Here is a 25,815-nt window from a genome sequence, read left to right on the forward strand (position 1 = left end):
CGCGCGTCCATCGCAGCAGCTTGCTCCCGCTGCCCACGAGCAGCGTGTTGCCATCACTCCACGCCACGTCTTCGCTGCCCGTGGGGAGCGCGACGAGCGGCGTGAAGCTGCGGGTTGCCGGGTCGCCGCGCAGGATGGTCTGGTCATGGCCGGTCGAGAGGCCGACCGTCTGGAGCTTCAGGTCATATTGGTTCGACCAGAACCAGGGCACGGCATGATAGGCTTCTTCCTTGCCCATGATGTGGCCGACCGCCGTCTTGGCCTGATCGTTGGCGTTCTGCACCGATTCAAGCCGGATCTGGGCGCCGCGGGCGAAGCTGTTGGCGTGCGCCGCGCAGTCGCCGACCGCATAGATGTCGGGCAGGCTGGTGCGACAATATTCGTCCACGTCCACGCCATTGCCGCCCGCCGCGCCCGCCGCGATCAGCGGGCCGGTTTCGGGGATGATGCCGATGCCGACGATGACCATGTCGGTTGCGATCCGCTCCCCGTCCTGCATCAGCACGGCGGTAGCCTTGCCGTCCTTCACCTCGATGCAGTCCATCTTCGCGCCGGTGCGCAGGTCGACGCCATGGGCGCGATGCTCGGCTTCGTAGAAGCGCGACAGTTCCTCGCCCGCCACACGGGCCAGCACGCGGTCGAGCGCTTCGAGCAGCACGACCTTCTTGCCGAACTTGGAGAGGACAGCGGCCGCTTCCAGCCCGATATAGCCGCCGCCGATGACCGTGACATGGCTGATCTGGTCGAGCTTCGCCATCATTGCGTCGACATCGTCGCGGCGGCGCACCGCGTGGACGTTGGACGCGTCCGCGCCGTTGCAGGTCAGCATGCGCGGCGAGCCGCCGGTGCACCAGATCAGCTTGCCATAGCCATATTCATGGTCGCCCGCGGTCACGAACTTGCCCACCGGATCGACGGCCTTGACCCGTTGGCCCAGCAGCATGTCGATCTTGCGCTCTTCCCAGAAGCTGGCCGGGCGGATCAGGATGCGGTCGAAGCTCTTGTCGCCCGCAAAATATTCCTTGGACAGCGGCGGACGTTCATAGGGCGGGTCCTTCTCATCGCCGATCATGGCGATCGAGCCTTCAAAGCCGAGCTGGCGAAGGCTGATGCCCGCCTGCGCCCCTGCGTGACCGGCGCCGACAATCAGAACGTCATAATAGCTCATTATTGCGCTATCCCTCATTTTTCTGTCGCGGCGTGCTTGGCGCGCTTTTGCGGCACTGGCAAGCGGATTGTCGGCCGACATCGTTGTCAGCGCCCGCCAGGATCATGGGGTGGCCGGACCCGCCCGGCCACCCCACCGTTCATTTGATCGCGCTGCCGATCATGCGGGAAAGGCGGGCGGAAAAGGCCCGCGGATCGGCCGGAAGCTCGCCATCGGCGATCCGCGCTTCGTCGAGCAGCAGGCGCGCGGCGTCTTCGCGCAGGCTGCTGCCCTCCGCCAGGGTGCCGAGTTTGGCGATCAACTCGTGGCGCGGGTTGATCTCCAGCACGGGCTTGGCCGCAGCGTCGATCCGCCCGGCGCCCGCCAGCAGCTTTTCGAGCTGACGGTCCATCGCGTTGTCCGGTGCGACAAGGCAGACGGCGCTTTCAGTCAGGCGTTCGGAAGCGCGGACGTCGGACAGTTCGTCGCCCAGAACCGATTTGACATAGGCGATGAAGCCGGCCGCCTCTTCCGACGCCTCGGCCGCGGGCGCCTCGCCATCGGCCAGCGGGATCAGGCCAAGATCGGCCAGACCCTGCGTCACCGACTTGAACGGCTTGCCCTGATAATCGACGCCAGCCGTCACCCAGAAGCTGTCGACCTGATCGGTCAGCAGCAGCACTTCGATCCCGCGGGCGCGGAAACCCTCCAGCTGCGGCGAGGCGGCGAGACGGTCGAGATCCGTGCCGGTGGCATAATAGATGGCGGTCTGATTGTCCTTCAGTCCCGCAACATAGTCGCTGAGCGAGCGCCAGTCGCCGCCCGCGGTCGATTTGAAGCGGGCAAGGCCCAGCAGCGCTTCGCGCCGGGCATAATCCTCATACAGGCCTTCCTTGAGGACCGCGCCGAAATTCTCCCAGAAGGCGCGATAGGCGTCCGCGTCCTTTTCCGCCAGCTTCTCCAGTTCGGAGAGGATGCGGTTGGAAACGCCCTTCTGGATCGCGGCGAGGACCGGGCTTTCCTGTATCATCTCGCGCGAGACGTTGAGCGGCAGGTCGCTGCTGTCGACCAGCCCGCGCACGAAGCGCAGGTAGCGCGGCAATATCTGCGCCTCGTCCGTGATGAAGACGCGGCGGACGTAGAGCTTCATCCGGCCCGCCCGATCCGGGTCGAACAGGTCGAACGGCCGCATGGAGGGCAGGAAGGCGAGGACGGAATATTCGTGCAGCCCCTCGGCGCGATAATGGAGCGTCAGCGCGGGCTCGTCGAACTGCCCGGCGGCGCTGCGGTAGAAGTCGGTATATTCCTCCGCCGTGATCTCCGACCTGGGCCGGGTCCAGAGCGCGGCGCCGTCCGCGATCTGCTTTTCCTCCGCGTCCGGCTTTTCCTTGAGGAAAATGGGGACGGGGACATGGCCGGACTGCGCGGTGACGATGCGCTGGGTCGTGAACGGCTCGGCATAGCTGGCCGCATCCTCCTTCAGATGCAGGATAATGCGGGTGCCGCGGGCCGGTGCCTGCGCGGTGTCGGCCAGCTCGATCGTGTAGCTGCCGAGGCCGTCCGATGCCCAATGGGCGGCGGTATCGGCGCCTGCGCGTCGGGAAAACACGTCGACCCTGTCCGCCACCATGAAGGCGGAATAGAAGCCGACGCCGAACTGGCCGATCAGCTGCGCGCCTTCGCCATCCTTTGCTGCGGTGACGCGCTCCATGAAGGCCCGCGTGCCCGACCGTGCGATGGTGCCGAGCGCTTCGGCCATTTCGACCTCGCTCATGCCGATGCCGTTATCCTCGACGATCAGCTGGCGGGCGTCCGGGTCGAGGGTCACGGTGATGCGCGGCTGGCCGCCATCGCCTGTGTCGGGGCTGGCGAGATCGGGATTGCTGAGCAGTTCGTAGCGCAGCTTCTCGCAGGCGTCGGCGGCGTTGGAGATCAACTCGCGCAGGAAGACGTCCTTGTCCGAATAGACCGAGTGCACCATCATGTGCAGCAAGCGGGCGACGTCGGCTTCGAAAGAACGGGTTTCAGGTGCAGTGCCGGTTGTGGTCGTCATGGCAGGTGCCAAAGCTCTCCCCAATTGAAAATCCGTCCGTCAGATGGCCGGAGGGTGCGCGGCTTTCAAGTCCTGACAGAAGATCGGCGGAGCGGGCCGGTGCAAAATTTGCCCCGATGTGGTAAACCGGAGCGGGACGAGCCCTTCATCCATGCCCGTCCGGGGACGAGGGAGAAGGATCCTATGCTTCATGGGCGATCGCTGGCGGTCCCGGCCGCGCTTATCCTCTCTTCCCCCGCGGTCGCGCAGCCGGAAAACTGGAATGACGCCCGCCCGCTGACGCTGACATTGTCGAGTTTCAGGTTCGAGCCCGCCGACATAGTGCTGGAGCATGGCGTGCCCTATCGTCTGCATCTGGTGAACAGCGCGTCAGGCGGCCATGATTTCGCCGCCAGAGAATTTCTGGCCGCTGCCCGGATACGGCCGCAGGACGCGCCGAAGATCAGAGACGGCCGGATAGCATTGAGTGGCGGCGAAAGCACCGACGTTACGCTGATCGCGCCGACGCCCGGCACCTACAGGCTGCGCTGCACCCATTTCATGCACAGCGCCTTCGGCATGACCGGCAGGATCGTGGTGCGGTGAAAAAGCCGGGTGCCTTTGCGCGGCGGGGAAGGGGGATGTTCGCCTGAGAAACCGTCCGGGAGCGGACGGTGGTGACCCCTACGGGAATCGAACCCGTGTTTCAGCCGTGAGAGGGCCGCGTCCTGACCGCTAGACGAAGGGGCCTTTACGTCGCTCCGGGCGACAGGCAGGGGGACGCCTTTAGGGACGTCGTCCTGTGCCGTCAAGCTAAACCGGACGGCCCGATAGCGGCACATAAAAAACCACCCCATGCTATTCGCATGGGGTGGCCAAGGTTCAGGGAGGAGACGCCTCCAAAAGGGGGAGGCGCCCATACGACACACCCGAAAGGGGGGCAGGTGCGCCGTATGTTCAGTAAATAGAGAAGATCGCGCGGCGTTTCAAGTGGCACCGCGCAACCTTTTTCCCTAAATATTTGTCATGAAACGCTTAATTTGCGTTAAGCTTCCGCGGCTTCGGGCGTTCCCGGCACGGTGATCGGGCCCTTGCCCTGCGCGACCTGGGACTCAAACACTTCGCGCATCAGCTGGAGCGAGAAGAGGTGGGCGTAGATCAGCGGCAACATGCCGTTCTGGCTGATCTTGCGCAGCTGGTCGCCGCGCATGTCGCGCAGCTTTTCCTCATTCACCATGCGGAAACCGCGATAGACGAAGGGCTGGTCGTTGCCCGGAACCTGAATGGCGACTTCGCCGTCCATCAGCAGGTCCAGATCCTTCAGATCCTTCATGAACTGGCCGGTGCGGGCCGCGGCCTGTTCAAAATCCTCGCAGAATTTGAGGACGCCCTGGGTCAGTTCGCTGGGCTTGCCGTCTTCGAACAGCGGCTGGCCTTCCTCGAAGGCGCCGACGGCGTCGCTGGTCGGGTCGAAGCAGAGCGACAGCTCGTCGCTGTCCGGGCGCAGCTTCGCCAGCATCCAGGGATAGCGGCGGACGTAGGCGGGCACATAGGCCGGGCCGCGCAGCTTGCCTTCATCGTCGAGGAAGGTGTTGACGCCTTCGTTGAGACCCATCAGCGCCAGCGGAACCGGCTCGTCGCCGGCCGAGAAGATGATCGGCACGAAGCGCTGGGCGGCGACGAATTCATCGACGGTCAGCGGAATGGCGTGCTGCTTGGTGAGGAAGGGCGCCGAGTCGACGGAACGGCTGCGGAACGTCGCATGATCGACGCTGCTCAGGGGGATGAGGTCGTTGTAGAAAACGGGAAGGCCGTTCGCGGGCGCGCTTGCCATGATGCGTAAGTCCATTTCTAACAAAAAGCGGCGCATTTTTCCTGCGCCGCCGGGCCTGATACTGGGCCGAGGGAGATAAAGGGCTTGAGCGCGGGAGGCAATCGCTTTGTCGACGCCCGGTGCCCGGGACGCGCTGCCTTCCGCCCGGCCTTCGACGCGGTCGCCGTCAGCCTTCTTCCGGGCGGGGAATGAGCTTGTCCGGGTTCATGAGGCCCTGCGGGTCGAACGCCGCCTTGATCGCGCGCATCGCGTGCAGACGGGCGGGGCTGGCAAGACGGCCCAGTTCGGCGCGCTTCATCTGGCCGATGCCATGTTCGGCGGAGATGGAGCCGCCCGCCGCGACCACCGCGTCATGGACGAAGGCGTTGATCGTCTGGCCTTCCGCCGCGATCCAGGCGGGGCCGTCGGCCGTGCCCTTGGGTGCGCGGACGTGGAAATGGACGTTGCCGTCGCCCAGATGGCCGAAGGAGGAGGCGGTGGTGCCGGGGAAGGTCCTTTCCGCAGCCGCCGCCGCCTCGACCATGAAGGCGGGCATGCGGGCGACGGGGACGCTGATGTCATATTGAAGCGCCGGACCCTGTGCCTTTTCCGATTCCGACAGCGATTCCCGGATGCGCCAGAAGGCTTCGGCCTGCGCTTCGTTCGCAGCGATGGCGGCATCGGCGGCGATGCCCTGTTCCAGCGCTTGCGCCAGCGCGCTTTCCAGCCGTTCGGCAGGACCGGGTTCGCGCAGATCGGCATGATCGACCTCGATCAGCACATGCCAGGGCGTGCGGGTTTCGATCGGGCAGCGGGTGCCGGGAATGTGCGAGAGGACATGGCCCAGACCATCGTCCGCGATGATCTCGAACCCCTCGACGCTATCTCCCAGCCGTGCTTCGGTGAGACGGAGCAGGGTGAGGGCGTCGGCCGGCGAAGCCACGCCCACCCAGCCGACGGCGCGCGCGGCGATGGCGGGAACAAGGCGAAGCGAGGCCGCCGTGATGATCCCCAGCGTGCCTTCCGCGCCGATCAGCAACTGTTTGATGTCATAGCCGCGATTGTCCTTCTTGAGTGCGTCGAGGCCGTGGAAGATGCTGCCGTCGGGAAGGACTGCCTCGATACCCTCGACCAGCGCGCGCATTGTGCCGTGGCGCAGGACCTGCGTGCCCCCGGCATTGGTGGAGATAAGGCCGCCGATGGTGGCCGATCCCTTGGCGCCCAGGCTAAGCGGGAAGCGCCGCCCGGCATCGGCCGCGGCATCGTGCAGGTTGGAGAGAATCACGCCTGCCTCGCACAGCGCCAGATTGTCTTCGGGCGACAGGCTGCGGATGCGGTTCATCCGGCGGAGCGACAGGATCAGCGCGGAGCCGTCGGCCGGAGGCGTTGCGCCGCCCACCATGGAGGTGTTGCCGCCTTGCGGGACCAGCGGAATGTCGAGCTCTGCCGCCAGCCTGACGGCGGCGGCGACCTGTTCGGTCGTCTCCGGCTGGAGGATGGCGGCGGCGGCCCCATGATAGCGGCCGCGCCAGTCCCTGACCCACGGCGCGATGTCGCCGGAATCGGTGATCACGCCCTTGGGCCCCATAATGCCAAGGAAGCGGGCGATAATGTCTTGTCCTATCATGGGACTGTCCTATGCCTTGGAATTCATCGACGGTTCAACCATTGGCCCATAGCGTCTGCGTCCCAAAAGGGGTTCGACTTGCTCTATTCCGTCCTGTTGCTGCTGACTGCGCCAGCCGCTGAGCCTGTGCAATGGGCGCAGCTGAGCATCGAACAGCGCGTCATCATTCGCGTGCCTATGGTGAAAAAGGGCCGCGCTCCCGCAAGGCCCGCGCCCCAGGCGCGCAGCGCGTGGAAGGAGAAGAAGGGGCCGCGCTGCATCGCCCTGCGCTCGATTCGGTCGGCAAGCATCATGATGGACAATGCCATAGATTTGCTGCTGGCGGACGATCACCGCTATCGCGCCCGGCTGGAGCGCGGATGCAACAGCATGGGTTTCTACTCCGGATTCTATGTCGAGCCGGATGATGACGGCTCACTCTGTTCGGGGCGGGACGATTTGCAGGCACGCAGCGGCGCAAGCTGCGCGATCGAGAGTTTCCGCCGACTGGAGGAAGCCGATCCGGACGATTAAAGGTCGAACAGACGCGATTTCCTTGACAAGAAGCCGATATTTTCGCAAGGCGCGCGCGATTTCCGTTTAGGCGTAGCAGCGCGGCGGAGTGCCTCCAGTTCCGGACAACTGAATGACTTTTGCCGATCTCGGCCTTTCCGACGAATTATTGAAGGCCGTAACCGAGGCCGGATATGACACGCCCACGCCGATTCAGGCGCAGGCGATCCCGCCCGTGCTGATGATGAAGGACATTATCGGCATCGCCCAGACGGGGACCGGCAAGACTGCCAGTTTCGTGCTGCCGATGATCGATATTCTTGCCCATGGCCGCGCCCGCGCCCTGATGCCGCGATCGCTGATTCTGGAGCCGACCCGCGAACTGGCCGCGCAGGTGGCCGAGAATTTCGAAAAATACGGCAAATATCACAAGCTGAACATGGCGCTGCTGATCGGCGGCGTGCAGATGGGCGATCAGCTCAAGGCGCTGGAAAAGGGCGTCGACGTGCTGATCGCGACGCCCGGCCGCCTGATGGACCTGTTCCAGCGCGGCAAGATCCTGCTCAACGGTTGCAGCATGCTGGTGATCGACGAGGCCGACCGCATGCTCGACATGGGTTTCATCCCGGATATCGAGGAAATCTGCACCAAGTTGCCCGCCCAGAGGCAGACCCTGCTGTTTTCCGCAACCATGCCGCCGGTCATCAAGAAGCTGGCGGATCGCTTCCTGTCGAACCCCAAATCGATCGAAGTGGCGCGCCCGGCGACCGCTTCGACCAACATCACCCAGCGATTGGTGAAGGTCGATTCGCGCAAGAAGCGTGAAGCGCTGCGAGCGATGCTGGATGCCGAAGAGGTGCAGAGCGCCGTGATCTTCTGCAACCGCAAGACCACGGTGCGGGAACTCAACAAGAGCCTTCAGCGGCATGGCTTCAAGTCGGGCGAGATCCACGGCGATATCGACCAGTCGGCACGCATCGCCGAGCTGGAACGGTTCCGGGCGGGGACGGTGAATATCCTGGTGGCGTCGGATGTGGCCGCGCGCGGGCTGGACATCAAGGGTGTCAGCCATGTGTTCAACTTCGATGCGCCCTGGCATCCCGACGACTATGTCCACCGCATCGGCCGTACCGGCCGGGCCGGTGCGACGGGCGTTGCCTATACTTTCGTGACCTCCGACGATGCGGAGGCGATCGACAATATCCAGAAGCTGATCAAACAGAAGATCGAGATGATTGCCGCTCCGGTGGCCGCTGCGCCGCCAGTGAAGACTGTCGAGGAACCGCGCCGGTCGGATCATGATCGCAAGGGCGATCGCAGGTCCGACAAGCGCCGTGACGATCGGCGGCGCGAAGAACCGCGCGCGGCGCGTCCGGAGGGCAATGGTGCGCGTCCGCGTCGTCCCGAGCCGGTGGATGACGGCCCTGACGATGGCTGGAATGGCCCGGTGCCGGAATTTCTGTCGGTGGGCTTCGGCGCATAAATCGGATGGGGTGGGGCCGGTCCTTTCCCCTTTTCCGTCAGCTGGAGCGCCGCGCGCAAAAGTGGACGAGCCGGAGAAAGGCGAATCCGGCCTCGGATCCTGCGCCAAAAGCGACGCGATAACGGAAAATCAGAGCGCGCCGCTGCGATGCCCGGCGTCAGACCCGGTGCAGGTCGAGATCCTCGACGCTGATGCCCAGCCGCCTGATCTGCTCTGCGACGGGGGGCCAGACCGTACCGAGAAAGCGTGCCCGTTCCGTCTCGCGCAGCCGTCGGGTAGCTCCGTCGGCCACGAACATGCCGACGCCGCGTTTGACCACGACCAGCCCGTCATCCTGAAAGCATTGATAGGCCTTGGCCACCGTCAGCGGATTGGCACCCTGCTGCGCGGCCAGGGCTCGTACCGACGGAAGCAGATCGCCGTCGCGAAATTCGCCGTCCAGTATTGAGGCGGCGATGGTCTCACGCAGGCGGAGATATACGGGTTTGGAGTCGTCGGCCATGGTGCATCAGTGCCATAATACAGCCATGCGGGTCAACCAAGCGAATGTCGCGCAGCCATGCCGCAAGCGTAATTATCTGTCCCAAATGGAAACTATATTATCATATTCCGGCCGCGGCCGTTCTTCTGGCTCCTTGCCCGGCGTGCCAATGAAGACGAAGCCCGCGATCTTCTCGCCGCCCTTCGCAAAGGCGATGCGGACATCCTCATTATAGCTCGGCCAGCCGGTGAGCCAGCCGCCTGCGAAGCCCAGCGCATGGGTCGCATGCAGCAGGTTCATGATCGCGGCCCCCGCCGACAACTCCTGTTCCCAGACCGGAATCTTGCTGCCGCTCGCCGGCGCGGAGAGCGCAACGATCAGCGCCGGAGCCTGATGCGCGAACTGGTGCATCGCCTCGATTTCCAACCGCCCGGCATCCGGCTTCTCGGCGCGATAGGCGTTTTCCAGCAGGGCGGCGAGGGCATCGCGCTTTTCCGGCGGCACGACCACGAAGCGCCAGGGGGCGAGCTTGCCATGATCGGGCGTGCGCAGCGCGACTTCCAATATGGTGCGCAGCTGATGCGCGTCCGGCCCCGGCGCGATCAGGTCGCGGGGTTTGCCGGATCGGCGGGTCTGGAGGAGCGAGAGCGGAGACGTGCGGTCGTTGAACATGGCCGCCCAGATGGCGCGCCATCGGGAGGGACGCAAGGGCATAGCGCTCTTTGACAGATGTACGAATTCCGCTTTAGGGTGTGTGGGGATTCAGTTCAGGGCAAGGCGAAAATGGTGGATTTCGAGAACCGGCGCGCAGCGTACTCAAAGTACGTGAGCACCGGAAGCGCAGAAAGCCGCGATTTGCAGCCTGTCATGGACTGAATCCCCGCACACCCTAGGCTGGGCGGCATGATGGAGGCGCGTTCGCGGCCTCTTACCAAGACATAAAAAGGGGCCTGAATGGCGACCTCGAGTTCAGTGACGACCGGGACGGGAAAGACCTGGATCGGCCATCCGCGTGGATTGTTCCTGCTGTTTTTCGTCGAGATGTGGGAGCGCTTTTCCTTCTACGGCATGCGGGCGCTGCTGATCTTCTATCTGACGCAGCATTTCCTCTTTTCCGATCGCGACGCGAGCTATGCTTACGGCGCCTATATGTCGCTCATCTATATCTCGCCGCTGATGGGGGGCTATCTGGCCGACCGCTATCTGGGGCAGCGCAAGGCGGTGCTGTTCGGCGGCATCGTGATCGCCATCGGCCATCTGATCCTGGGGCTGGAAAGCGACGATGCGGGCGCCATGGGCCTCAGCCTGTTCTGGCTGGGGCTGGCGACGGTCATCACCGGCACGGGCTTCCTCAAATCCAGCGCTTCGGCATTGGTGGGGCAGCTTTATCCCCGCGACGACATGCGGCGCGATCCGGCCTATACGATCTTCTACATGGGCATCAATCTGGGCGCGACCATGGGCCCGGTGATCTGCGGTTATCTGGGCCAGACATGGGGCTGGCACTGGGGTTTCGGAGCCGCGTCGGTGGGGATGATCGCGGGCGTCATCGGTTTCGCCCTGTCCAAGCCGCTGTTGCAGGGCAAGGGCGAGCCGTCCGATCCGCAGCGGCTGGCCCAGCGCATCGGCGGCATCGTCAGCCGCGAGTGGCTGGTCTATCTGTCAAGCCTTGCGTCGATCGCCCTATGCTGGTTGCTGATTCAGCAGCATGTCATCGTCGGCTGGCTGCTGGCGCTGTCGAGCGGCGTGGTCGTCCTCTATATCCTCTGGGAAGCGTTCGGCCGGATGGAGCGCATCGGCCGCGACCGGATGCTGGCGGCGCTTTTCCTGTTGGTCATCAACCCGATTTTCTGGGGCCTGTACGAGCAGACCGGATCGTCGCTCAGCCTCTTCACCGATCGCTATACGAACCGGCACATATTGGGCTTCAACGTTCCGGCCTCGATGTTCCAGTCGGTCAACGCTGCCTATATCCTGATGTTCGGTCCGGTCATGGCGGGCCTGTGGATCTGGCTGGCGAAGCGCGGCTGGGAACCTTCGACTCCCGCAAAATTCGGCATTGCGCTGGCGCTGGTGGGTGCGGGGTTCCTGATCCTGGTGGCCGGGACCGGCGCGGCGGGCACGCTGACGCCGGTACTGTTCATCTTCCTGCTCTATCTCTGCCACACGATCGGGGAGTTGTGCCTGTCGCCGGTGGGGCTTTCGGCCATGTCGAAGCTGGCGCCCTCGCGCATGATCGGGCTGATGATGGGCATCTGGTTTCTGGCCATGGCGCTGGGCGAATATGCCGCCGGGCTGATCGCCGCGGCCACCGGGGGCGATGCGGGGCAGGCATCGCGGGAAAACGTGCTGGCGGTCTACAGCCAGATCGGCTGGTGGTCGGTCGCGGCGGGGATTGCGGTCATGGCGCTGGCGCCGCTGGTCAAGCGGCTGATGCATGACGATCGTTTCGAAGTCGAGGGGTAGGGCAGGGCGTTACTGCGTCGCGCCCCAGATGTCGCTGACCCGGACGAAACCCTTCTGGCCGTCCACATCGAAGGCGCACCACCCCTTGCCGCAGGAGGAGAGGCGGCCGACCACGCCCTTTTGCGCGCGATAGACGGCGCGGGAATCCTCGCCGGGGGATTGCCGCATCGGGGCCATTTCGGCCGTGACGATGGCGGTCGGCGTGTCGCTGAGCAGTCGGACGTGCATCCAGCCCTGCGTGCCGGTGGAATCCTCCACCTTGCGCCACAGGCCGAGCACCTGCACGACTTTCACCGGCAGGTCGCGGCGCTGATAGACCCAGCTTGAGGGATAATCGAGGCTGGGCCCCACGCGCATGCGCGCTTCCGGCTGCGTCAGCGACGCCCAATAGGGAACGGGCTTGGCAGGCGTGGCCAATGCCGTGCCTGTCCAGCACGCCGCCGCGATGATGCCCGCACCCAGATAGCCCTTCATTCCCTGACATTCCCCATCATGTGATGTCGCGACCATAGCCGTTGCGCACCCTGAGCGACAACTGCTCTCTTGCGCATGGGGATAAGCGCTTGACCATCGCCCCGGCGCGGAATAGCGGCCATATATGGTCAAGAAACCGCGCCCCGCCAAGCCGCGCGTCATCGTGACGCGCCGCCTGCCTCCCAATGTGGAGGCGCGCATGGCCGAACTGTTCGACACCGTCTTCAATATCGGCGACGTTCCGATGGACCGCGCCGCGCTGACCCGCGCAATGGCGCAGTGCGACGTGCTGGTGCCTGCCGTCACGGATCAGTTGGACGCGGGCCTGATCGAAGCGGCGCCGGAACGGCTGCAACTGATCGCCAGCTTCGGCAGCGGCGTCGATCATATCGATCTGGTTGCGGCGCGAAAAAAGGGCGTCATCGTCACCAACACTCCCGGCGTTCTGACGGAAGATACGGCCGACATGACCATGGCGCTGATCCTGTCGGTGCCGCGCCGTCTGGCGGAGGGGGAGAAGCTGGTGCGCTCCGGCGCCTGGACCGGCTGGAGCCCTTCGGGCATGCTGGGCCACCGGATCGGCGGCAAGAAGCTGGGCATTATCGGCATGGGACGGATCGGCCGCGCCGTCGCCCGCCGCGCTGCAGCCTTCGGGCTTTCCATCGCCTATCACAATCGCCACCGCCTGCCCTTCGAGGTGGAGCAGGAGTTGCAGGCGCATTGGCATCCGGATGTGGACGCGCTGCTGGAGGCGAGCGACATCGTGTCGATCCACTGTCCGCTCAACGCCGACAGCCGGAACATGATCGACGCGCGGCGGATCGCGCTGATGCGGCCCGACGCCTATCTCATCAACACCTCCCGCGCCGAGATCACGGACGAAGCCGCCCTGATCGTCGCGCTGTCGGAAGGGCGGATCGCCGGGGCGGGGCTGGACGTCTATGCCCATGAACCGGCGGTGGATCCCCGTTTGCTGGCGCTCTCCAACGTCGTGCTGCTGCCGCATATGGGGTCTGCGACGATTGAAGGGCGCGACGCGACGGGGGCGCGGGTGATCGCCAATATCCGCAGCTGGGTGGACGGCCATCGACCGCCCAATCAGGTGCTGGAAGGCTGGGTCTAAGCCGCCAGCGGGTCGAGCGTTCCCAGCGCGGCCACCAACCCCAGGATCAGGATCGCAAGGCTGGTCTCCACCAGCAGCGACAGCCGCAAATGCCGGAGCGCGGCGGCAGCATCTCCGCCATGGGTCGCGGCATCCAGCTTTGGCGTCAGTTGCCAGCGATTGGCGACGGCGAGCAGCAGCATGCCCCCGAACAGCGCCAGCTTGGCGAGCAGCAGCCAGCCATAGAGGCTGTGGAGCAGCGCGGGCAGGTGCGCCGGCCCCACGATCATCACCGCATTGAACGCGCCGGTGACGATCAGCGTGCCGACGAAGATCGTCCCGAACAGCGAGAAACGCTCCAGCATCGCCGCCGTCTGTCCGATCTGCCGCCCAGCCAGAACGGCGCGCAGCAAGGCGAGCAACGCGCCGAACCATCCGGCGGCGGCCAGCACATGCAGCGCATCGGCCACCCGGTGCGCGCTTCCCGCCAGCCCTTCGCTCGCGGCGGCATGGCCCGACCAGGCGAGCGTCATGGCGGCAACCGCGGCGGGCAGGGCCACCAGCGCATTCCAGCCTCTGCCGCGCCGGAACAGCAGCGGCAGGATCAGCAGCAGCGCCGCCGCGCGGACCGCCAGCACCATCCCGATCGGCGTGTCCCTGAGCAATATGTCGAGAATGCTCCAGTCCGGTGACAGGAGCGGGGTCCCCGCCATGCCCGCTGCGCTGGCGAGCAGCCAGAGGCCGGAGAGCAGAAGCCCCCCTGCCGCCAGCGTCCCCAGCACGCTGGCTCGCATGGTTCGCCGCCCGTCCGCGCCCATGCTCCACCAGAATAGCGGCAGACCGGCGAGCGCGGCGAGATCGGCATAGAGCGCGAAACGGGCGGCGACGAGAACCCCGTCCATCGGCCTTATTTGACCGAGAAGCTGTACTTGCCGGAAACCTTGTGCTGGTCGGCGCCGACCAGATGCCAGTCGACATCATAATTGCCCGCGGGCAGGGCGCGGGGCAGGGTGACGGTCATGGTCTTGCCGTCGCCTTCCACGGCGGTCTTGAAGCCCTTGATCGGCATGGGCGCATGATTGGCCATACCCGGCATGCCGGTCATGGTGAGGTCGACGCCGCTCAAGGGAGCCAGCATCTTTTCGCTGAAGGTGAGGGTGAGCCGGGTCGGTTTGGCGACCGTGGCGCCCGCCGCCGGGGTGGAGGACAGCAGCTTGGGGTGCGCCATCGCCACGGAGGGCAGGGCGGTCAGAACAAGAGCGCCAGTGCAGAGGAGGGGGGTAAGCAGGATGCGACGCATGGGACTAATCTCCAGTCGGGTTGCGATTAAGGAACATTACGCATCCTTTTTTCCGACCCCTCGACTAGACCCCATAAATTTTTGCATGAGGGGATGACCGCATGAGGGATGCGGCGCGAAGACGCGTATTCCCGAGTGACGAAATGGAGTGCGAATGATGAGCGACCTCGATCAGCTGCTGGGCCGGATGCGCGGCCTGCCGACCGATCCGCGCCTGATGGACATGGAAGAGGCGGTGATGGCCGGCGTCGCCGCGCGTCGCGAGCGCGCCGTCGCCCGGCGCAGTCTGGCGCTGGCGGGCATCGTCGCGATCGGCATCGGCTGGATCGGCAGCGTGGTTCCCGGCAGCCCGGCGCAGGCGGCGTCCCGGCCGGTGGTGATCGGCATGTCCGATTATGCGCCCTCGCGCCTGTTGGGGCAGTGAAGATGCGCTATGGGCTGGTCGCGCTGGTCGCCTTTGCCGCGGCGCTGGCGGCGGTGCTGGTGGCGCGGGTCTGGATCGCGCCCGAACCGCGTGTCGAGAGCGAGGTCCACGCGCTCATCCACAAGAAGCTGAAGCTGGACGAGGGCCAGGAGCAGCGTATCCACGCGCTGGAGGCCGATTTCGCGAAGCGGCGCGAAGCCATGGAGGCAGAAATGCGCGCCGACAATGCTCGTCTGGCGCAGGCGATCGCGGCCGAGCATGGCTATGGTCCCAAGGTGAGCGAAGCGGTCGACCGTTCCCACCATGTCATGGGCATGCTGCAAAAGGAGACGCTGAAGCATATCTTCGCGATGCGCGCCGTGCTGCGGCCCGATCAGGCGGCGCAGTTCGACGCCGCCGTCGTCAAGGTCCTGACCCAGCCGGCCCAGACCGCACCGGAAAGGTGAGTCCCTCGCTCACCGAGCGCAGCGACCCGGAGCTGGCCGCGCTTGCCCTTGCCGGGCAGCAGAGCGCCTATGCCGAGCTGATGCGGCGGCATCGCGATGCGGTGTTCCGTCTGGCGCGGGGCCATGCGGGCGACGCGACCGAGGCGCTGGACATTACGCAGGAGACGTTCATCTCCGCCTTCGCCGCGCTGGCCCGCTATGACGGAGCGCGGCCCTTCCGATTATGGATAGCGCGGATCGCGATCAACAAATGCCATGACTGGGCGCGGCGGCGGGCGGTGCGGCGCTTCTTCGCCTTTGCCCGGCCGATGGAGGAGGCGGGCGCCGTGGCCGATAGCGCGCCGTCGCCGGAGGAGGCCGCTCACTCTCAGGCGGAATTGCGGCGGATCAATGCCGCCATTGCGGGCCTGCCCGGCAATCTCAAGGATGTGCTGGTGCTGCGCGCCATCGAAGGGGCGAGTCAGGCCGAGGCCGCGCAGATATTGGGCATCAGCGAAAAGGCCGTGGAAACCCGCCTATATCGCGCCCGCAACAAATTGGCCGAACAGTTGAGGGATGACGGACCGGGCCGCGTATAGAGGGAAACCGTCCTCAAGCAGAGCGTCCAGCCCTCATGCCCTTCACTCTTCAAGACATTGACCGTCGCAGCCTGATCCGGAGCCTGGGCGGTCTTGGCGGCGCGCTTGCGCTCAGCCGCGCCTTCCCCGCCTGGGCGCAGAGCGGCACGGCGGGCCTTGTCGCGCCGGGCGTTCTGAGCGGCGAAAATATCGCGCTGACGGTGGGAGAAAGTCATTTCTCGACCGGCGGTCGTTCAGCGCATGCGGTGACGATCAACGGCACGCTGCCCGCGCCGCTGATCCGGTTGAAGGAGGGGCAGAATGTTCGCCTGTCCGTCACCAATGCTTTGAAGGAGGATACGTCCATCCACTGGCACGGCCTGATCGTGCCTTTCCAGATGGACGGCGTGCCGGGGGTCAGCTTCCCAGGCATCCGGCCGGGCGAAACCTTCACCTATGAATTTCCGGTCCGTCAGTCGGGGACCTATTGGTATCACAGCCATTCGGGCATGCAGGAGGCGGTCGGTCACTATGGGCCGATCGTGATCGACCCGGCCGGTGCCGATCCGGTCCAGAGCGACCGGGAGCATGTGATCGTCCTGTCGGACTGGAGTCCGGTGCATCCGCATGTGCTGTTGAAGCGCCTGAAGCAGATGGGCGGCTATTTCAACATGCAGAAGCAGACGCTGGCCGGGCAGCTGGCGGGCAAGGACCAGAGCGCCAGGGAGCGTCTGGAATGGGGCGCCATGCGGATGGACCCGACCGATATTTCGGACGTCACCGGGTCGACCTACAGCTTCCTCGTCAACGGCCATGGCACGGCGGAGAACTGGACGGGGCTGTTCACGCCCGGCGAGCGGGTGCGGCTGCGCATCGTCAACGCCTCGGCCATGACCAATTTCAACGTGCGGCTGCCCGGCCTGCCGATGAGCGTGGTGCAATGCGACGGGCAGCATGTGCAGCCGGTCGAAACCGACGAGTTCCAGATCGGCATCGCGGAGACTTACGATATCGTGGTCCAGCCGACCGAGGCGAAACCCTATGGCCTGATCGCCGAAGCCATCGACCGTTCGGGCCTCGTTCGCGCGACGCTGGCGCCGCGCATCGGCATGGCGGCGGAGGTGCCTGCGGTGCGCGAACGCCCGCTGCTCGGCATGAAGGATATGGGGATGGACATGTCCGGCATGGACATGGGGCATGGCGGCGTCATCGACCTCAGCCAGCCTGCCAATGAAAGCATGTCCGGCCATTCGATGAAGATGCGTGATCCCTCGGTCGCGCCGCAGGTGAAGATGGGGCCGGGCGTCGCCACCCTCTCGCCCATGCCCGCCGACCGTACCGCCGACCGGCCGACCGGCCTTGAAAATGTCGACCATCGGGTGCTGACCTATGCCGACCTCAAGTCGCTGACGCCGAACACGGACACACGCACCCCGACGCGGACGCTCGACATCCACCTGACAGCGAACATGGAGCGCTATATGTGGTCCTTCGACGGGGTGAAGCTGTCGGACGGCGCCGATCCGATCCCCTTCCGCCATATGGAGCGGGTGCGGGTGAACCTCATCAACGATACGATGATGCCGCATCCGATTCACCTGCACGGTCATTTCTTCGAGCTGGTGACGGGCGCGGGCGACCATAATCCGCGCAAGCATACGGTTAACGTGCTGCCCGGCGGTAAGGCGAGCTTCGACCTCACCGCCGATGCGCTGGGCGACTGGGCTTTCCACTGTCACATGCTGATGCACATGCATGCGGGGATGATGCGCGTCGTCACTGTCCGGCACGAGGGAGATGCGGCATGAGGGTGATCGCCTGCGCCGCCGCGCTTCTTCTTGGCTCCGTTTCGCTCCCTGCGCTGGCCCAGGAAATGAACCATGGCCAGATGGAGCACGATCAGAGGGATGGGGACGCGATCGAGGGCATGGATCACTCCGTCCATCAGCCGCCCGCCCAAGAGACTGCCGACGAACCCCCCGCCGACGATCCCCACGCCGGTCACGGCCAGCCCGCCGCCGATGACGGCATCCCCAAAGGCACGGCGCCGCGGAGTCCGACCGACCATGCCGCCGAAGCCTTCTACAGCCCCGCCGAAATGGCCCGCGCCCGCGCCGCGATGCTCAAGGAGAGCGGGGGCATGACCTTTTCGCAACTGATGCTCGACCGGCTTGAATATCGGTTGGGCAAGGGCGCGGACGGCTATCATTGGGAAGGCGAAGGCTGGGTCGGCGGCGACATCAACCGCTTCGCCTTCAAGACCGAGGGGGAGGGCGAAATCGGCGGCCCGGTGGAAAGCGCCGAAGTCCAGGCCCTTTACAGCCGCGCCATCGATCCCTGGTTCAATCTGGAAGCGGGGGTTCGTCACGATATACGTCCCGATCCGCAGCGAACCTATGCGGTGATCGGCATAGAAGGACTCGCGCCCTATTGGTTCGAAGTTGGTGCGCAGGCGTTCCTTTCCAGCGCTGGCGACGCGCATCTGCGGCTGGAGGGCAGTTACGACCAGCGCCTCACCCAGCGACTGATCCTGCAACCGGCGGCTGAGGTGAACATCGCAGCGCAGGATGTGCCCGCGCTGGGTGTAGGTTCGGGCATCTCCGATGTCGAACTGGGCCTGCGCCTGCGTTATGAATTCGTCCGCGAGTTCGCGCCCTATATTGGCGTGAACTGGGAGCGGAAGCTGGGCGGCACCGCCCGCTTTGCTCGCGCGGAAGGCGAGCGGGCATCCGCGACCAGCTTCGTGATGGGCGTTCGCTTCTGGTTCTGATTTGCAAGGCGGCACGATCTGCTGCCGCCCGGCAACAACTCGTCATGATCGACGGCGTCGCACATGTCCTTCGCATGCACGCGCCGCCGATCGGCGCATAGTCTTCCCTGAACACCGCAAAAATATTCTGGGTAGACACGTGCGCTTCGCCTTCTCGGTCTTCCTTCTTACTGCCGGCACCCTGCTGGCCAGTGGCGCTGCCATGGCGCAGGATGACCCGGCATCCTTGAGCGGAGGGTTCGACCTTATCGAGTTGCGCACCGGCGATGAAGGTGACGCCTTCATCTGGGACGGCACCTTTTCCTATGGCGACAGCACCGATCAGGCGATGCTGGTCGTCCAGGGGGGCGGCCCGCTGGGCGGGCAGATCGACGAGGCGCAGGCGCGGCTTTTCTACGGGCGCACCATCGGCGAAAATATCGTGCTGCTGGCGGGCGTGCGCAAGGATTTCAAACCCCATCCCCGTGACGCCCATGCCGCCATCGGCATTCAGGGCCAGATCGGATCGCGGCTGAGCTGGGAAAGCTACGCCTTCCTTTCCGATGCCGGACGCCTGACCGGGGAAGGGCAGGTCATCTACGCCCTGCCGATTACGCGGCGCCTCTATCTGGAACCGCGCGTGGCGGTCGGCTGGTCGGCGCAGAAGATTGATGTGGAGGCGGTGCGCCCCGGCTTTACCGAGTTGGAAGCGACGGTGCGTCTGCGCTACCGGCTGACGGGCAAGATCAACGCCTATGCAGGCATGGTGCATGAAAGCCTGTTGGGCGGCACCCGCGCCCTAGCCCGTTTGCAGGGAGAAGCGGTCAAATCGACGGTCGCGGTGGTCGGTTTCGGCTTCAGCCTGTAAACCGCGCCGTCATTCCCGCAAAAGGCACGAACCTGTCGATCAGGTCGCGCGAAGCGGGAACGTCGGGGCAGCGGACGCCACCCTTCGCGATGACGGAAGATTCAGGCCAGATGCTGTTCAGCCAGCGCGACATGCAGGCGGATGCCCAGCCCCAGCACATCGTCGTTAAAGTCATAATGGGGGTTGTGCAGCGGCACCGAGCCTGTCGGTTTCGCCTGACCCAGCCATATATAGGCACCCTTGCACGCCTGAAGCATGAAGGCGAAATCTTCCGAGGTGAAGGCCGGCTCCGGTGCGAGTTGCGCTTGGCCTACGCTCGCCGCAGCGGTCAGCGCTTCCTGCGCCGCATCCGCATCGTTGATCGTCGCCGGATAATAGCGATCATAGCCCACCGTCGCCGTCAGACCATGGGCGAGCGCCACGCCTGCCGCGATGTTGCGGATGGAATCCTCGATCACATCCTGGACCGCCGGGTCGAAGGTCCGCACCGTGCCCACGACCTTCACCACCGCCGGGATCACATTATGCGCATGTCCGCCGTTTATTTGCGTGACCGACAGCACGGCCGACGATGTCGCGGCAATACGGCGCGCAACGATCGTATTGAGCTGCTGCACGAGGGCTGCCGAGGCGAGGATCGCGTCCGGCGTATCCTGCGGGATTGCCGCATGGCCGCCGCGCCCTTCCAGCATGATCTCGAACTTGTCCGCCGCGCCCATGATCGGGCCGGGACGGGTTGCAATGGTTCCGGCGGGCAGGTCCGGCCAGTTGTGCAGCCCGAACACCCGGTCGCATGGGAAGCGGTCGAACAGCCCTTCCTTCACCATCTCCCGGGCGCCGCCCAGCCCCTCTTCGGCGGGCTGGAAAAAGAAGTTGACCGTCCCATCGAAGTTGCGGCTGCGCGCCAGATGCTGCGCCGCGCCCAACAGCATGGCGACATGGCCGTCATGGCCGCAGCCATGGAACGTCCCTTCCGTCTTGCTTGCATAGGGCAGGTTGGTCTGCTCATGAATCGGCAGCGCGTCCATATCGGCGCGCAGGCCGATGCTGCGGGCGGATGACCCGTTTTTCAGCACCGCGACTACGCCAGTGCCGCCGATCCCCTCATGCACTTCCAGGCCCAGTGCCCGGAGCTGTTCGGCAATCCGCCCCGCCGTCCGATGCTCGCAGAAACCCAGTTCCGGATGCGCGTGAATATCCCGGCGGAAGGCGATCAGAGGTTCAAGCAGGTCGTCGATCATTTCGGCTCACCGAACAGATGCTGGATCGGGTAATGATGTTTGATGAAGGGCGATTTGATCACGACATAGCTGAAATATTTCTCGATCCCATAATCGCTTTCGAGCATCCCTTCGATGATGGTCTGATAATGCGCCACGCCGCGCGTCACGAATTTCAGCAGATAGTCATAGCCGCCGCTGACCAGATGGCATTCGACAATCTCGTCCAGCTTGCGGATGCGTGTTTCGAAACGGGAAAAGTCCCCCGCCCGATGTTCGGTCAGGGTGACTTCGGTGAAGACCGTCAGAAACTCGCCCAGCTTGTGCAGGTTGATATGCGCGCCATAGCCGGTGATGTAGCCCGCCTTCTCCAGCCGTTTTACACGCGTCAGGCAGGGGCTGGGCGACAGGCCCACCGCATCGGCCAATTCGACGTTGGTGATGCGGCCGGATTGCTGAAGCTGCGTCAGGATCTTGAGGTCGATCCGGTCCAGTCTTGGGCCACCCAACATATGCCTTGCTCCCCCTTTTTCTTATCCCACCACCGCACGAATATCTGCTTCTTCCAGCAGATCGTCCAGTGTCCGGCGGATACGCGCGAAAATCTCGTCCATCTCTCCGTCCGATGCGCAGAGCGCCGGGGCAAGGCCGATGATATTGTCGGGGAACGACCGGAAAATGACGCCATTCTCATAGCCCCTGGCGAACAGCCGGTCGGGGATTTTGAGGGCGGGGTCGAAGCGCGCCTTGGTCGCCTTGTCCGCCACCAGTTCGATCGCGCCGAGCAGGCCGCGTCCGCGCGTGTCGCCCACCATCGGATGGTCGAGCAGGCCGGCCAGCCCCGCATCGAAGCGCTTGCCGACGTTCAGCCCGTTGGCGAGGATGCCGCCATCGGTATAGAGCCGCAGCACTTCAAGCCCCACGGCAGCACTCACCGGATGGCCCGAATAGGTCATGCCATGGCCGATGGCGAGTTCGGGCGCGGCGCCGTCCGCAATCCCCTGATAGATCCTGTCCGACATGAGGAGCGCGCCCATCGGAACATAACCGGAGGTCAGCCCCTTGGCGAGCGTCATCAGGTCAGGCGATACGTCTTCCGCCTCGCAGGCGAACAACGGTCCGGTCCGGCCAAAGCCGGTGATGACCTCATCGACGACAAACAATATATCCAGTTCGGCGCAGGCGTCGCGCATGGCCTTCAGCCAGCCCTTCGGCGGCACGATGACCCCGCCGGACCCCTGGATCGGCTCGCAGAAGAAGGCGGCGACAGTGTCCGCGCCCAATTCCGCTACCTTGTCCTTCAGCTGCTGGACCGATCGGGCGATGATCGCGGCATCGTCGGTCAGGTCGCTGCGATAGGGATAGGGCGACGGCAAATGATGCTGCCAGGGGCGCGGCAGGTCGAAATTGCGGTGGAAATTCGAGAGCGCGGTCAGACCCGATCCGGTCGTGCTGGACCCATGATAGCCGCGTTCCAGCGCGATGAACTGTTTTTTGTCCGGACGGCCGATCGCGTTGTAATAATGCACGATGTAGCGGATCGCGGAGTCCACCGCGTCAGAGCCGCCCAGCGTGAAATAGACATGGTCGAGACCTTGAGGGCTGAGGTCGACCAGCCTTTCCGCCAGCCGCACCGCCGGTTCCGATCCGAAGTGGAAATAGCCCGTCGCATAAGGCAGGCGGCGCATCTGTTCGGCTGCGGCTTCGACGATGCTTTCCTGGCCATAGCCGACATTCACGCACCACAGGCCCGCAAAGGCGTCCAGCAACTCCTTGCCGTCCAGATCGGTCAGCCACATGCCCTTGCCGCTTTCCAGCAGGGTCGCGCCGCGCAGCTCGTGGCCGCGGAAGGAAGTGACGGGATGGATCAGGTGATCGCGGTCGATGTCGATCAGGGACCGGTTGGGAGTCAGCGTCATCAGGAAACTCTCAGGCGTTGATTATGGCATGAGATTATCTTCCGCCTGCGGTCGGATGCGCCAATTTGAAGGGGTGGATGGGAGGGACGCGGCTTTTTGAGGAAGCGGTGCAGCATTTTGTGCCGCGGAGGTGGGGGACGGGCGGACATCCATAATCCTGCCCATCGAAAGACGGCGAGGGCGGGGGAGAGGCGCTTCCCTCCCCCGATCAGCTTCAGGCCAGCGCGTCCGCGACAGCCTTACCACATTGTTCCGTATTTGCCTTGCCCTTGAGATCGCCGGTCCGCAGCGCCGGTTCGGCCAGCACGGTTTCCACCGCGCGCATGATTGCGGCAGCCGCTTGCGTTTCGCCCAGATGCTCCAGCATCATCGCCGCCGACCAGATCTGGCCGACCGGATTGGCGATACCTTTGCCAGCAATATCCGGCGCCGAGCCATGGACGGGTTCGAACAGTGAAGGCGCGGTGCGATCCGGGTTGATATTGCCTGAAGGCGCCACCCCGATGGTTCCGGTGCAGGCCGGACCCAGATCGGACAGGATGTCGCCGAACAGGTTCGACGCCACCACCACGTCGAAGCGATCGGGGTTCAGCACGAACTGCGCGGTCAGGATGTCGATATGATATTTGTCGTGGGTGACGGACGGATAGTTTTTCGCCATTTCCTCCACCCGCTCGTCCCACCAGGGCATGGTGATGGCGATGCCGTTGGACTTGGTGGCGGAGGTGACATGCTTGCGTTCCCGCGTTGCCGCCAGTTCGAAGGCATAGCGCAGCACCCGGTCGGTGCCGTGGCGGGTCATCACCGTTTCCTGGATCACGACCTCGCGGGGCGTGCCGGCGAACATCTTGCCGCCGACCGAGCTATATTCGCCCTCGGTATTCTCGCGCACGACCCAGAAGTCGATATCGCCCGGCTCACGCCCCGCGAGCGGGCAGGGGACGCCGGGCATCAGCCGCACCGGACGCAGGTTGACATATTGATCATATTCCCGACGGAACTGGAGCAGCGATCCCCAGAGAGAGACATGATCCGGCACGGTATCTGGCCAGCCCACCGCACCGAAGAAGATCGCGTCCGGATTGCCGATCTGCGCCTTCCAGTCGTCGGGCATCATCTGGCCATGCCTGACGTAATAATCGCAGGAGGCGAAATCATGCCATTTCTGCTCGATGCTGAAGCCGTAGAGGACGGCTGCGCGCTCCAGCACGCGGATGCCTTCGGGCATGACTTCCTTGCCGATGCCGTCGCCGGGGATGACGGAGATGGAGTAGTTGCGGGCCATGGGAGGGAGCCTCTCGATCATGGAGGAAAGAAAAGGGCTTCGACATTCGAACGAGACAAGCGGCTCGTTCGAACAGCCCGAACGGTCGCGGCAAGGTTAAAGCTTCAACCCGCCCACATGGAAAGTCTTGGTTTCCAGATATTCCTCGATTCCCAGATGCGCGCCTTCACGGCCGAGGCCCGACATCTTGACGCCGCCAAAGGGCGCCATTTCCATCGAAATGCCGCCCGTGTTGAGCGCGACCATGCCCGCTTCCAGCCGCTCCGCCACGCGAAAGGCGCGGTGAAGATTTTCGGTGTAGAAATAGCTGGCTAGACCATAGCTGGTGGCGTTGGCGAGCTCGATGCCTTCCTCCTCATGGGTGAAGCGGAACAAGGGGGCGACCGGGCCGAACGTCTCTTCCTCCGCCAGCCGCATGTCGCGCGTCGCGCCGGTCAGCAGGACGGGCGTCGCGAAACGCGCGCCGGTCGCGCCTTCGGGCGCCTGAGCGAAGACTTTTGCACCATGCGCCAGGGCGTCCTCGACATGGGCCTTCACCTTGTCGACGGCGGCGGCGTTGATCAGCGGGCCGATGGTGCTGCCCGGCTGGTCGCCCGGCCCGACCTTCAGCGCCGAGACGGCCTTGGCGAGCTTTTCGGCGAAGGCTTCGTACACGCCGTCCTGCACCAGGATCCGGTTCGCGCAGACGCAGGTCTGCCCGGCATTGCGGAACTTGCTGGCCATGGTGCTGGCAACGGCCAGATCAAGATCGGCATCGTCGAACACCAACAGCGGCGCATTGCCGCCCAGTTCCAGGCTCAGCCGCTTGATGGTGTCGGCGGACTGGCGCATCAGCAGCGATCCCACACGGGTCGATCCGGTGAAGGACAGTTTGCGTACCACGGGGCTGCCCGTCATCACGCCGCCGACCGCCGCTGCATCGCCGGTCAGCATGTTGATGACGCCCGCCGGAAAACCAGCATCCTCTGCCAGTTTCACGAGCGCCAGCGCGGTATAGGGCGTGAGTTCTGACGGTTTGATCACCACCGGACAGCCAGCCGCCAGAGCCGGCGCGCATTTGCGGGTGATCATCGCCGCCGGGAAGTTCCACGGCGTGATCGCCGCCGCAACGCCGACCGGCTCCTTCATCACGAGGATGCGGCGGTTGGCCTCGGGCGCGGGGACGATGGCGCCCTCGATCCGGCGCGCTTCCTCCGCGAACCATTTGATGAAGCTGGCCGCGTAGCGGATTTCACCTTCCGCTTCCGCCACCGGCTTGCCCTGCTCAGCGGTCATGATGCGGGCAAGGTCGCCGATATTCTCCAGCACGAGCGCGTTCCAGCGTTCCAGAAGTGCGGCGCGCTCGGCGGCGGTCCTGGCGCGCCATGCCGGCCAGGCGGCTTCGGCAGCGGCGATGGCGGCCTGCGTGTCGGCCTCCCGACAGTCGGGCACGGTGCCGATGATCGCGCCGGTTGCGGGATTGTCGACCGGCAGCGTCCCACCGGTCTGGGCGCCGACCCATTCGCCTCCGATATAGGCGCGTTCGATCAGCAGCGCGGGGTTGTTGAGCGAGAGTGTCATCCGAGGGCCTGCGTCGTGAGAGTGAAGGTCTTGACCGGGGCTTGGGCATCGATCGGTTTGCCGCGTACCATCCGCATGACGCGGCCGACGCAGGGGAGGCCCAGCTCTTCCAGCCAGCCCGACAGCCCGCTTTCCTCAGGCACGTCGAGGCGGCAGAACATACCGCTATTGGACCCCAGCCAGTGCGAAACCAGCGCCTTGGCGCCTCCCGTGTCCGGCGCGATCGTGGGCCCAACCACATAGCCGCGCCCAAAGCGGCGAAAAAGGGCGAAGCCGACGGGCTCGTTGCTGCGCGTCAAAACCACGCCCTGCGCGCCGGCCAGGGGGCGGACCTGCTGCTGGTCGACTACGACCTCGACATCGCTGGACT

At 64.8% G+C, this 25,815-nt stretch carries 25 protein-coding genes, 1 tRNA gene and 1 pseudogene; 11 read left to right on the top strand and 16 right to left on the bottom strand.

Annotated features, from left to right (window positions below; translation table 11 throughout):
* Positions 1–1,168 (bottom strand): NAD(P)/FAD-dependent oxidoreductase (locus tag ACFC3J_RS14425; RefSeq protein WP_375196851.1); only part of this gene is annotated, 1,168 nt, incomplete at its 3' end.
* 139 nt (positions 1,169–1,307) lie between these two features.
* Complete coding sequence (htpG, locus tag ACFC3J_RS14430) at positions 1,308–3,200, bottom strand: molecular chaperone HtpG (RefSeq protein ID WP_375196852.1); 1,893 nt, start codon at positions 3,198–3,200, stop codon at positions 1,308–1,310.
* A gap of 183 nt (positions 3,201–3,383) precedes the next feature.
* On the opposite strand from htpG, the gene ACFC3J_RS14435 reads away from it, so the two are divergent.
* On the top strand, positions 3,384–3,785 hold the full coding sequence (locus ACFC3J_RS14435) for a cupredoxin domain-containing protein (RefSeq protein ID WP_375196853.1): 402 nt from the start codon (positions 3,384–3,386) through the stop codon (positions 3,783–3,785).
* 69 nt (positions 3,786–3,854) lie between these two features.
* Here the strand turns inward: ACFC3J_RS14435 and ACFC3J_RS14440 are convergent.
* From ACFC3J_RS14440 to ACFC3J_RS14450, 3 genes are all read right to left on the bottom strand, one after another.
* Positions 3,855–3,929: transfer RNA gene (locus tag ACFC3J_RS14440), tRNA-Glu, on the bottom strand.
* A 295-nt stretch (positions 3,930–4,224) separates the two neighbouring features.
* Complete coding sequence (locus tag ACFC3J_RS14445) at positions 4,225–5,013, bottom strand: SapC family protein (RefSeq protein ID WP_375196854.1); 789 nt, start codon at positions 5,011–5,013, stop codon at positions 4,225–4,227.
* A gap of 166 nt (positions 5,014–5,179) precedes the next feature.
* The gene (locus ACFC3J_RS14450) at positions 5,180–6,619 is read right to left on the bottom strand and encodes an FAD-binding oxidoreductase (RefSeq protein WP_375196855.1); all 1,440 of its coding nucleotides are present in this window, start codon (positions 6,617–6,619) and stop codon (positions 5,180–5,182) included.
* A gap of 78 nt (positions 6,620–6,697) precedes the next feature.
* On the opposite strand from ACFC3J_RS14450, the gene ACFC3J_RS14455 reads away from it, so the two are divergent.
* Both ACFC3J_RS14455 and ACFC3J_RS14460 read left to right on the top strand, forming a co-directional pair.
* Positions 6,698–7,132 carry a hypothetical protein gene (locus tag ACFC3J_RS14455; protein ID WP_375196856.1) on the top strand — a complete coding sequence of 145 codons (435 nt, stop codon included), beginning with the start codon at positions 6,698–6,700 and terminating at the stop codon, positions 7,130–7,132.
* A gap of 112 nt (positions 7,133–7,244) precedes the next feature.
* Positions 7,245–8,594, top strand: coding sequence for a DEAD/DEAH box helicase (locus tag ACFC3J_RS14460; RefSeq protein ID WP_375196857.1), 1,350 nt, complete (start codon positions 7,245–7,247; stop codon positions 8,592–8,594).
* Between the two features lie 157 nt (positions 8,595–8,751).
* Here the strand turns inward: ACFC3J_RS14460 and ACFC3J_RS14465 are convergent, their stop codons facing one another.
* Together ACFC3J_RS14465 and ACFC3J_RS14470 are read right to left on the bottom strand one after the other, a co-directional pair.
* Positions 8,752–9,096 carry a GntR family transcriptional regulator gene (locus ACFC3J_RS14465; RefSeq protein ID WP_375196858.1) on the bottom strand — a complete coding sequence of 115 codons (345 nt, stop codon included), beginning with the start codon at positions 9,094–9,096 and terminating at the stop codon, positions 8,752–8,754.
* A 72-nt stretch (positions 9,097–9,168) separates the two neighbouring features.
* Positions 9,169–9,747: a nitroreductase gene (locus tag ACFC3J_RS14470; protein WP_375196873.1), complete on the bottom strand. Its 579-nt coding sequence runs from the start codon at positions 9,745–9,747 to the stop codon at positions 9,169–9,171.
* 282 nt (positions 9,748–10,029) lie between these two features.
* Between ACFC3J_RS14470 and ACFC3J_RS14475 the strand changes: the two genes are divergently transcribed.
* A complete protein-coding gene (locus ACFC3J_RS14475; RefSeq protein ID WP_375196859.1) occupies positions 10,030–11,541 on the top strand; it encodes a peptide MFS transporter in 1,512 nt (503 codons plus the stop codon).
* A 9-nt stretch (positions 11,542–11,550) separates the two neighbouring features.
* On the opposite strand, the gene ACFC3J_RS14480 is transcribed toward ACFC3J_RS14475, so the two are convergent.
* Positions 11,551–12,015 (bottom strand): SH3 domain-containing protein, encoded by a 465-nt coding sequence (locus ACFC3J_RS14480; protein ID WP_375196860.1) that lies wholly within the window; start codon positions 12,013–12,015, stop codon positions 11,551–11,553.
* A gap of 124 nt (positions 12,016–12,139) precedes the next feature.
* Between ACFC3J_RS14480 and ACFC3J_RS14485 the strand changes: the two genes are divergently transcribed.
* Positions 12,140–13,138, top strand: coding sequence for a 2-hydroxyacid dehydrogenase (locus ACFC3J_RS14485; protein WP_375196861.1), 999 nt, complete (start codon positions 12,140–12,142; stop codon positions 13,136–13,138).
* Here the strand turns inward: ACFC3J_RS14485 and copD are convergent.
* Positions 13,135–14,019, bottom strand: coding sequence for a copper homeostasis membrane protein CopD (gene copD, locus ACFC3J_RS14490; RefSeq protein ID WP_375196862.1), 885 nt, complete (start codon positions 14,017–14,019; stop codon positions 13,135–13,137). The genes ACFC3J_RS14485 and copD overlap by 4 nt on opposite strands.
* Before the next feature lie 5 nt (positions 14,020–14,024).
* The gene (gene copC, locus ACFC3J_RS14495) at positions 14,025–14,417 is read right to left on the bottom strand and encodes a copper homeostasis periplasmic binding protein CopC (RefSeq protein WP_375196863.1); all 393 of its coding nucleotides are present in this window, start codon (positions 14,415–14,417) and stop codon (positions 14,025–14,027) included.
* Positions 14,418–14,571: 154 nt separating this feature from the next.
* On the opposite strand from copC, the gene ACFC3J_RS14500 reads away from it, so the two are divergent.
* The 6 genes from ACFC3J_RS14500 to ACFC3J_RS14525 all read left to right on the top strand — a co-directional run bounded on the left by ACFC3J_RS14500 (position 14,572) and on the right by ACFC3J_RS14525 (position 19,461).
* The gene (locus ACFC3J_RS14500) at positions 14,572–14,841 is read left to right on the top strand and encodes a hypothetical protein (RefSeq protein WP_375196864.1); all 270 of its coding nucleotides are present in this window, start codon (positions 14,572–14,574) and stop codon (positions 14,839–14,841) included.
* 2 nt (positions 14,842–14,843) lie between these two features.
* Positions 14,844–15,287 carry a periplasmic heavy metal sensor gene (locus ACFC3J_RS14505; RefSeq protein ID WP_375196874.1) on the top strand — a complete coding sequence of 148 codons (444 nt, stop codon included), beginning with the start codon at positions 14,844–14,846 and terminating at the stop codon, positions 15,285–15,287.
* Complete coding sequence (locus ACFC3J_RS14510) at positions 15,284–15,865, top strand: RNA polymerase sigma factor (RefSeq protein ID WP_375196865.1); 582 nt, start codon at positions 15,284–15,286, stop codon at positions 15,863–15,865. Before ACFC3J_RS14505 ends, ACFC3J_RS14510 begins: the two co-directional genes overlap by 4 nt.
* A gap of 35 nt (positions 15,866–15,900) precedes the next feature.
* On the top strand, positions 15,901–17,652 hold the full coding sequence (locus ACFC3J_RS14515) for a copper resistance system multicopper oxidase (protein WP_375196866.1): 1,752 nt from the start codon (positions 15,901–15,903) through the stop codon (positions 17,650–17,652).
* Entirely contained in the window at positions 17,649–18,614 is a 966-nt protein-coding gene (locus ACFC3J_RS14520; RefSeq protein ID WP_375196867.1) for a copper resistance protein B, read from the top strand. Before ACFC3J_RS14515 ends, ACFC3J_RS14520 begins: the two co-directional genes overlap by 4 nt.
* Before the next feature lie 139 nt (positions 18,615–18,753).
* Positions 18,754–19,461, top strand: a complete 708-nt coding sequence (locus tag ACFC3J_RS14525) for a copper resistance protein B (protein ID WP_375196868.1) — start codon at positions 18,754–18,756, stop codon at positions 19,459–19,461.
* A gap of 101 nt (positions 19,462–19,562) precedes the next feature.
* On the opposite strand, the gene ACFC3J_RS14530 is transcribed toward ACFC3J_RS14525, so the two are convergent.
* The 6 genes and pseudogenes from ACFC3J_RS14530 to ACFC3J_RS14555 all read right to left on the bottom strand — a co-directional run.
* The gene (locus tag ACFC3J_RS14530) at positions 19,563–20,702 is read right to left on the bottom strand and encodes a M20 aminoacylase family protein (RefSeq protein WP_375196869.1); all 1,140 of its coding nucleotides are present in this window, start codon (positions 20,700–20,702) and stop codon (positions 19,563–19,565) included.
* Positions 20,699–21,193 (bottom strand): Lrp/AsnC family transcriptional regulator, encoded by a 495-nt coding sequence (locus ACFC3J_RS14535; RefSeq protein ID WP_375196870.1) that lies wholly within the window; start codon positions 21,191–21,193, stop codon positions 20,699–20,701. The genes ACFC3J_RS14530 and ACFC3J_RS14535 overlap by 4 nt, the downstream gene beginning before the upstream one ends.
* A gap of 21 nt (positions 21,194–21,214) precedes the next feature.
* A complete protein-coding gene (locus ACFC3J_RS14540; protein WP_375196871.1) occupies positions 21,215–22,600 on the bottom strand; it encodes an aspartate aminotransferase family protein in 1,386 nt (461 codons plus the stop codon).
* A 214-nt stretch (positions 22,601–22,814) separates the two neighbouring features.
* Positions 22,815–23,885 (bottom strand): tartrate dehydrogenase, encoded by a 1,071-nt coding sequence (locus tag ACFC3J_RS14545; RefSeq protein WP_375196875.1) that lies wholly within the window; start codon positions 23,883–23,885, stop codon positions 22,815–22,817.
* 96 nt (positions 23,886–23,981) lie between these two features.
* Positions 23,982–25,445, bottom strand: coding sequence for an NAD-dependent succinate-semialdehyde dehydrogenase (locus tag ACFC3J_RS14550; protein ID WP_375196872.1), 1,464 nt, complete (start codon positions 25,443–25,445; stop codon positions 23,982–23,984).
* Positions 25,442–25,815, bottom strand: a pseudogene (locus ACFC3J_RS14555) (hypothetical protein); the annotation flags it as partial. The pseudogene ACFC3J_RS14555 and the gene ACFC3J_RS14550, both read right to left, overlap by 4 nt.

This window comes from Sphingobium sp. (assembly GCF_041987595.1).
GTDB lineage: Bacteria > Pseudomonadota > Alphaproteobacteria > Sphingomonadales > Sphingomonadaceae > Sphingobium.

Bases quoted from the DNA above. Each gene is read 5' to 3' on its own strand.
- copC (WP_375196863.1), bottom strand. From the start codon at position 14,417: ATGCGTCGCATCCTGCTTACCCCCCTCCTCTGCACTGGCGCTCTTGTT.
- ACFC3J_RS14535 (WP_375196870.1), bottom strand. From the start codon at position 21,193: ATGTTGGGTGGCCCAAGACTGGACCGGATCGACCTCAAGATCCTGACG.
- htpG (WP_375196852.1), bottom strand. From the start codon at position 3,200: ATGACGACCACAACCGGCACTGCACCTGAAACCCGTTCTTTCGAAGCC.
- copD (WP_375196862.1), bottom strand. From the start codon at position 14,019: ATGGACGGGGTTCTCGTCGCCGCCCGTTTCGCGCTCTATGCCGATCTC.
- ACFC3J_RS14435 (WP_375196853.1), top strand. From the start codon at position 3,384: ATGCTTCATGGGCGATCGCTGGCGGTCCCGGCCGCGCTTATCCTCTCT.
- ACFC3J_RS14470 (WP_375196873.1), bottom strand. From the start codon at position 9,747: ATGTTCAACGACCGCACGTCTCCGCTCTCGCTCCTCCAGACCCGCCGA.
- ACFC3J_RS14465 (WP_375196858.1), bottom strand. From the start codon at position 9,096: ATGGCCGACGACTCCAAACCCGTATATCTCCGCCTGCGTGAGACCATC.
- ACFC3J_RS14460 (WP_375196857.1), top strand. From the start codon at position 7,245: ATGACTTTTGCCGATCTCGGCCTTTCCGACGAATTATTGAAGGCCGTA.
- ACFC3J_RS14480 (WP_375196860.1), bottom strand. From the start codon at position 12,015: ATGAAGGGCTATCTGGGTGCGGGCATCATCGCGGCGGCGTGCTGGACA.
- ACFC3J_RS14520 (WP_375196867.1), top strand. From the start codon at position 17,649: ATGAGGGTGATCGCCTGCGCCGCCGCGCTTCTTCTTGGCTCCGTTTCG.
- ACFC3J_RS14550 (WP_375196872.1), bottom strand. From the start codon at position 25,445: ATGACACTCTCGCTCAACAACCCCGCGCTGCTGATCGAACGCGCCTAT.
- ACFC3J_RS14475 (WP_375196859.1), top strand. From the start codon at position 10,030: ATGGCGACCTCGAGTTCAGTGACGACCGGGACGGGAAAGACCTGGATC.
- ACFC3J_RS14545 (WP_375196875.1), bottom strand. From the start codon at position 23,885: ATGGCCCGCAACTACTCCATCTCCGTCATCCCCGGCGACGGCATCGGC.
- ACFC3J_RS14505 (WP_375196874.1), top strand. From the start codon at position 14,844: ATGCGCTATGGGCTGGTCGCGCTGGTCGCCTTTGCCGCGGCGCTGGCG.
- ACFC3J_RS14500 (WP_375196864.1), top strand. From the start codon at position 14,572: ATGATGAGCGACCTCGATCAGCTGCTGGGCCGGATGCGCGGCCTGCCG.
- ACFC3J_RS14515 (WP_375196866.1), top strand. From the start codon at position 15,901: ATGCCCTTCACTCTTCAAGACATTGACCGTCGCAGCCTGATCCGGAGC.
- ACFC3J_RS14540 (WP_375196871.1), bottom strand. From the start codon at position 22,600: ATGACGCTGACTCCCAACCGGTCCCTGATCGACATCGACCGCGATCAC.
- ACFC3J_RS14445 (WP_375196854.1), bottom strand. From the start codon at position 5,013: ATGGCAAGCGCGCCCGCGAACGGCCTTCCCGTTTTCTACAACGACCTC.
- ACFC3J_RS14450 (WP_375196855.1), bottom strand. From the start codon at position 6,619: ATGATAGGACAAGACATTATCGCCCGCTTCCTTGGCATTATGGGGCCC.
- ACFC3J_RS14485 (WP_375196861.1), top strand. From the start codon at position 12,140: ATGGTCAAGAAACCGCGCCCCGCCAAGCCGCGCGTCATCGTGACGCGC.
- ACFC3J_RS14530 (WP_375196869.1), bottom strand. From the start codon at position 20,702: ATGATCGACGACCTGCTTGAACCTCTGATCGCCTTCCGCCGGGATATT.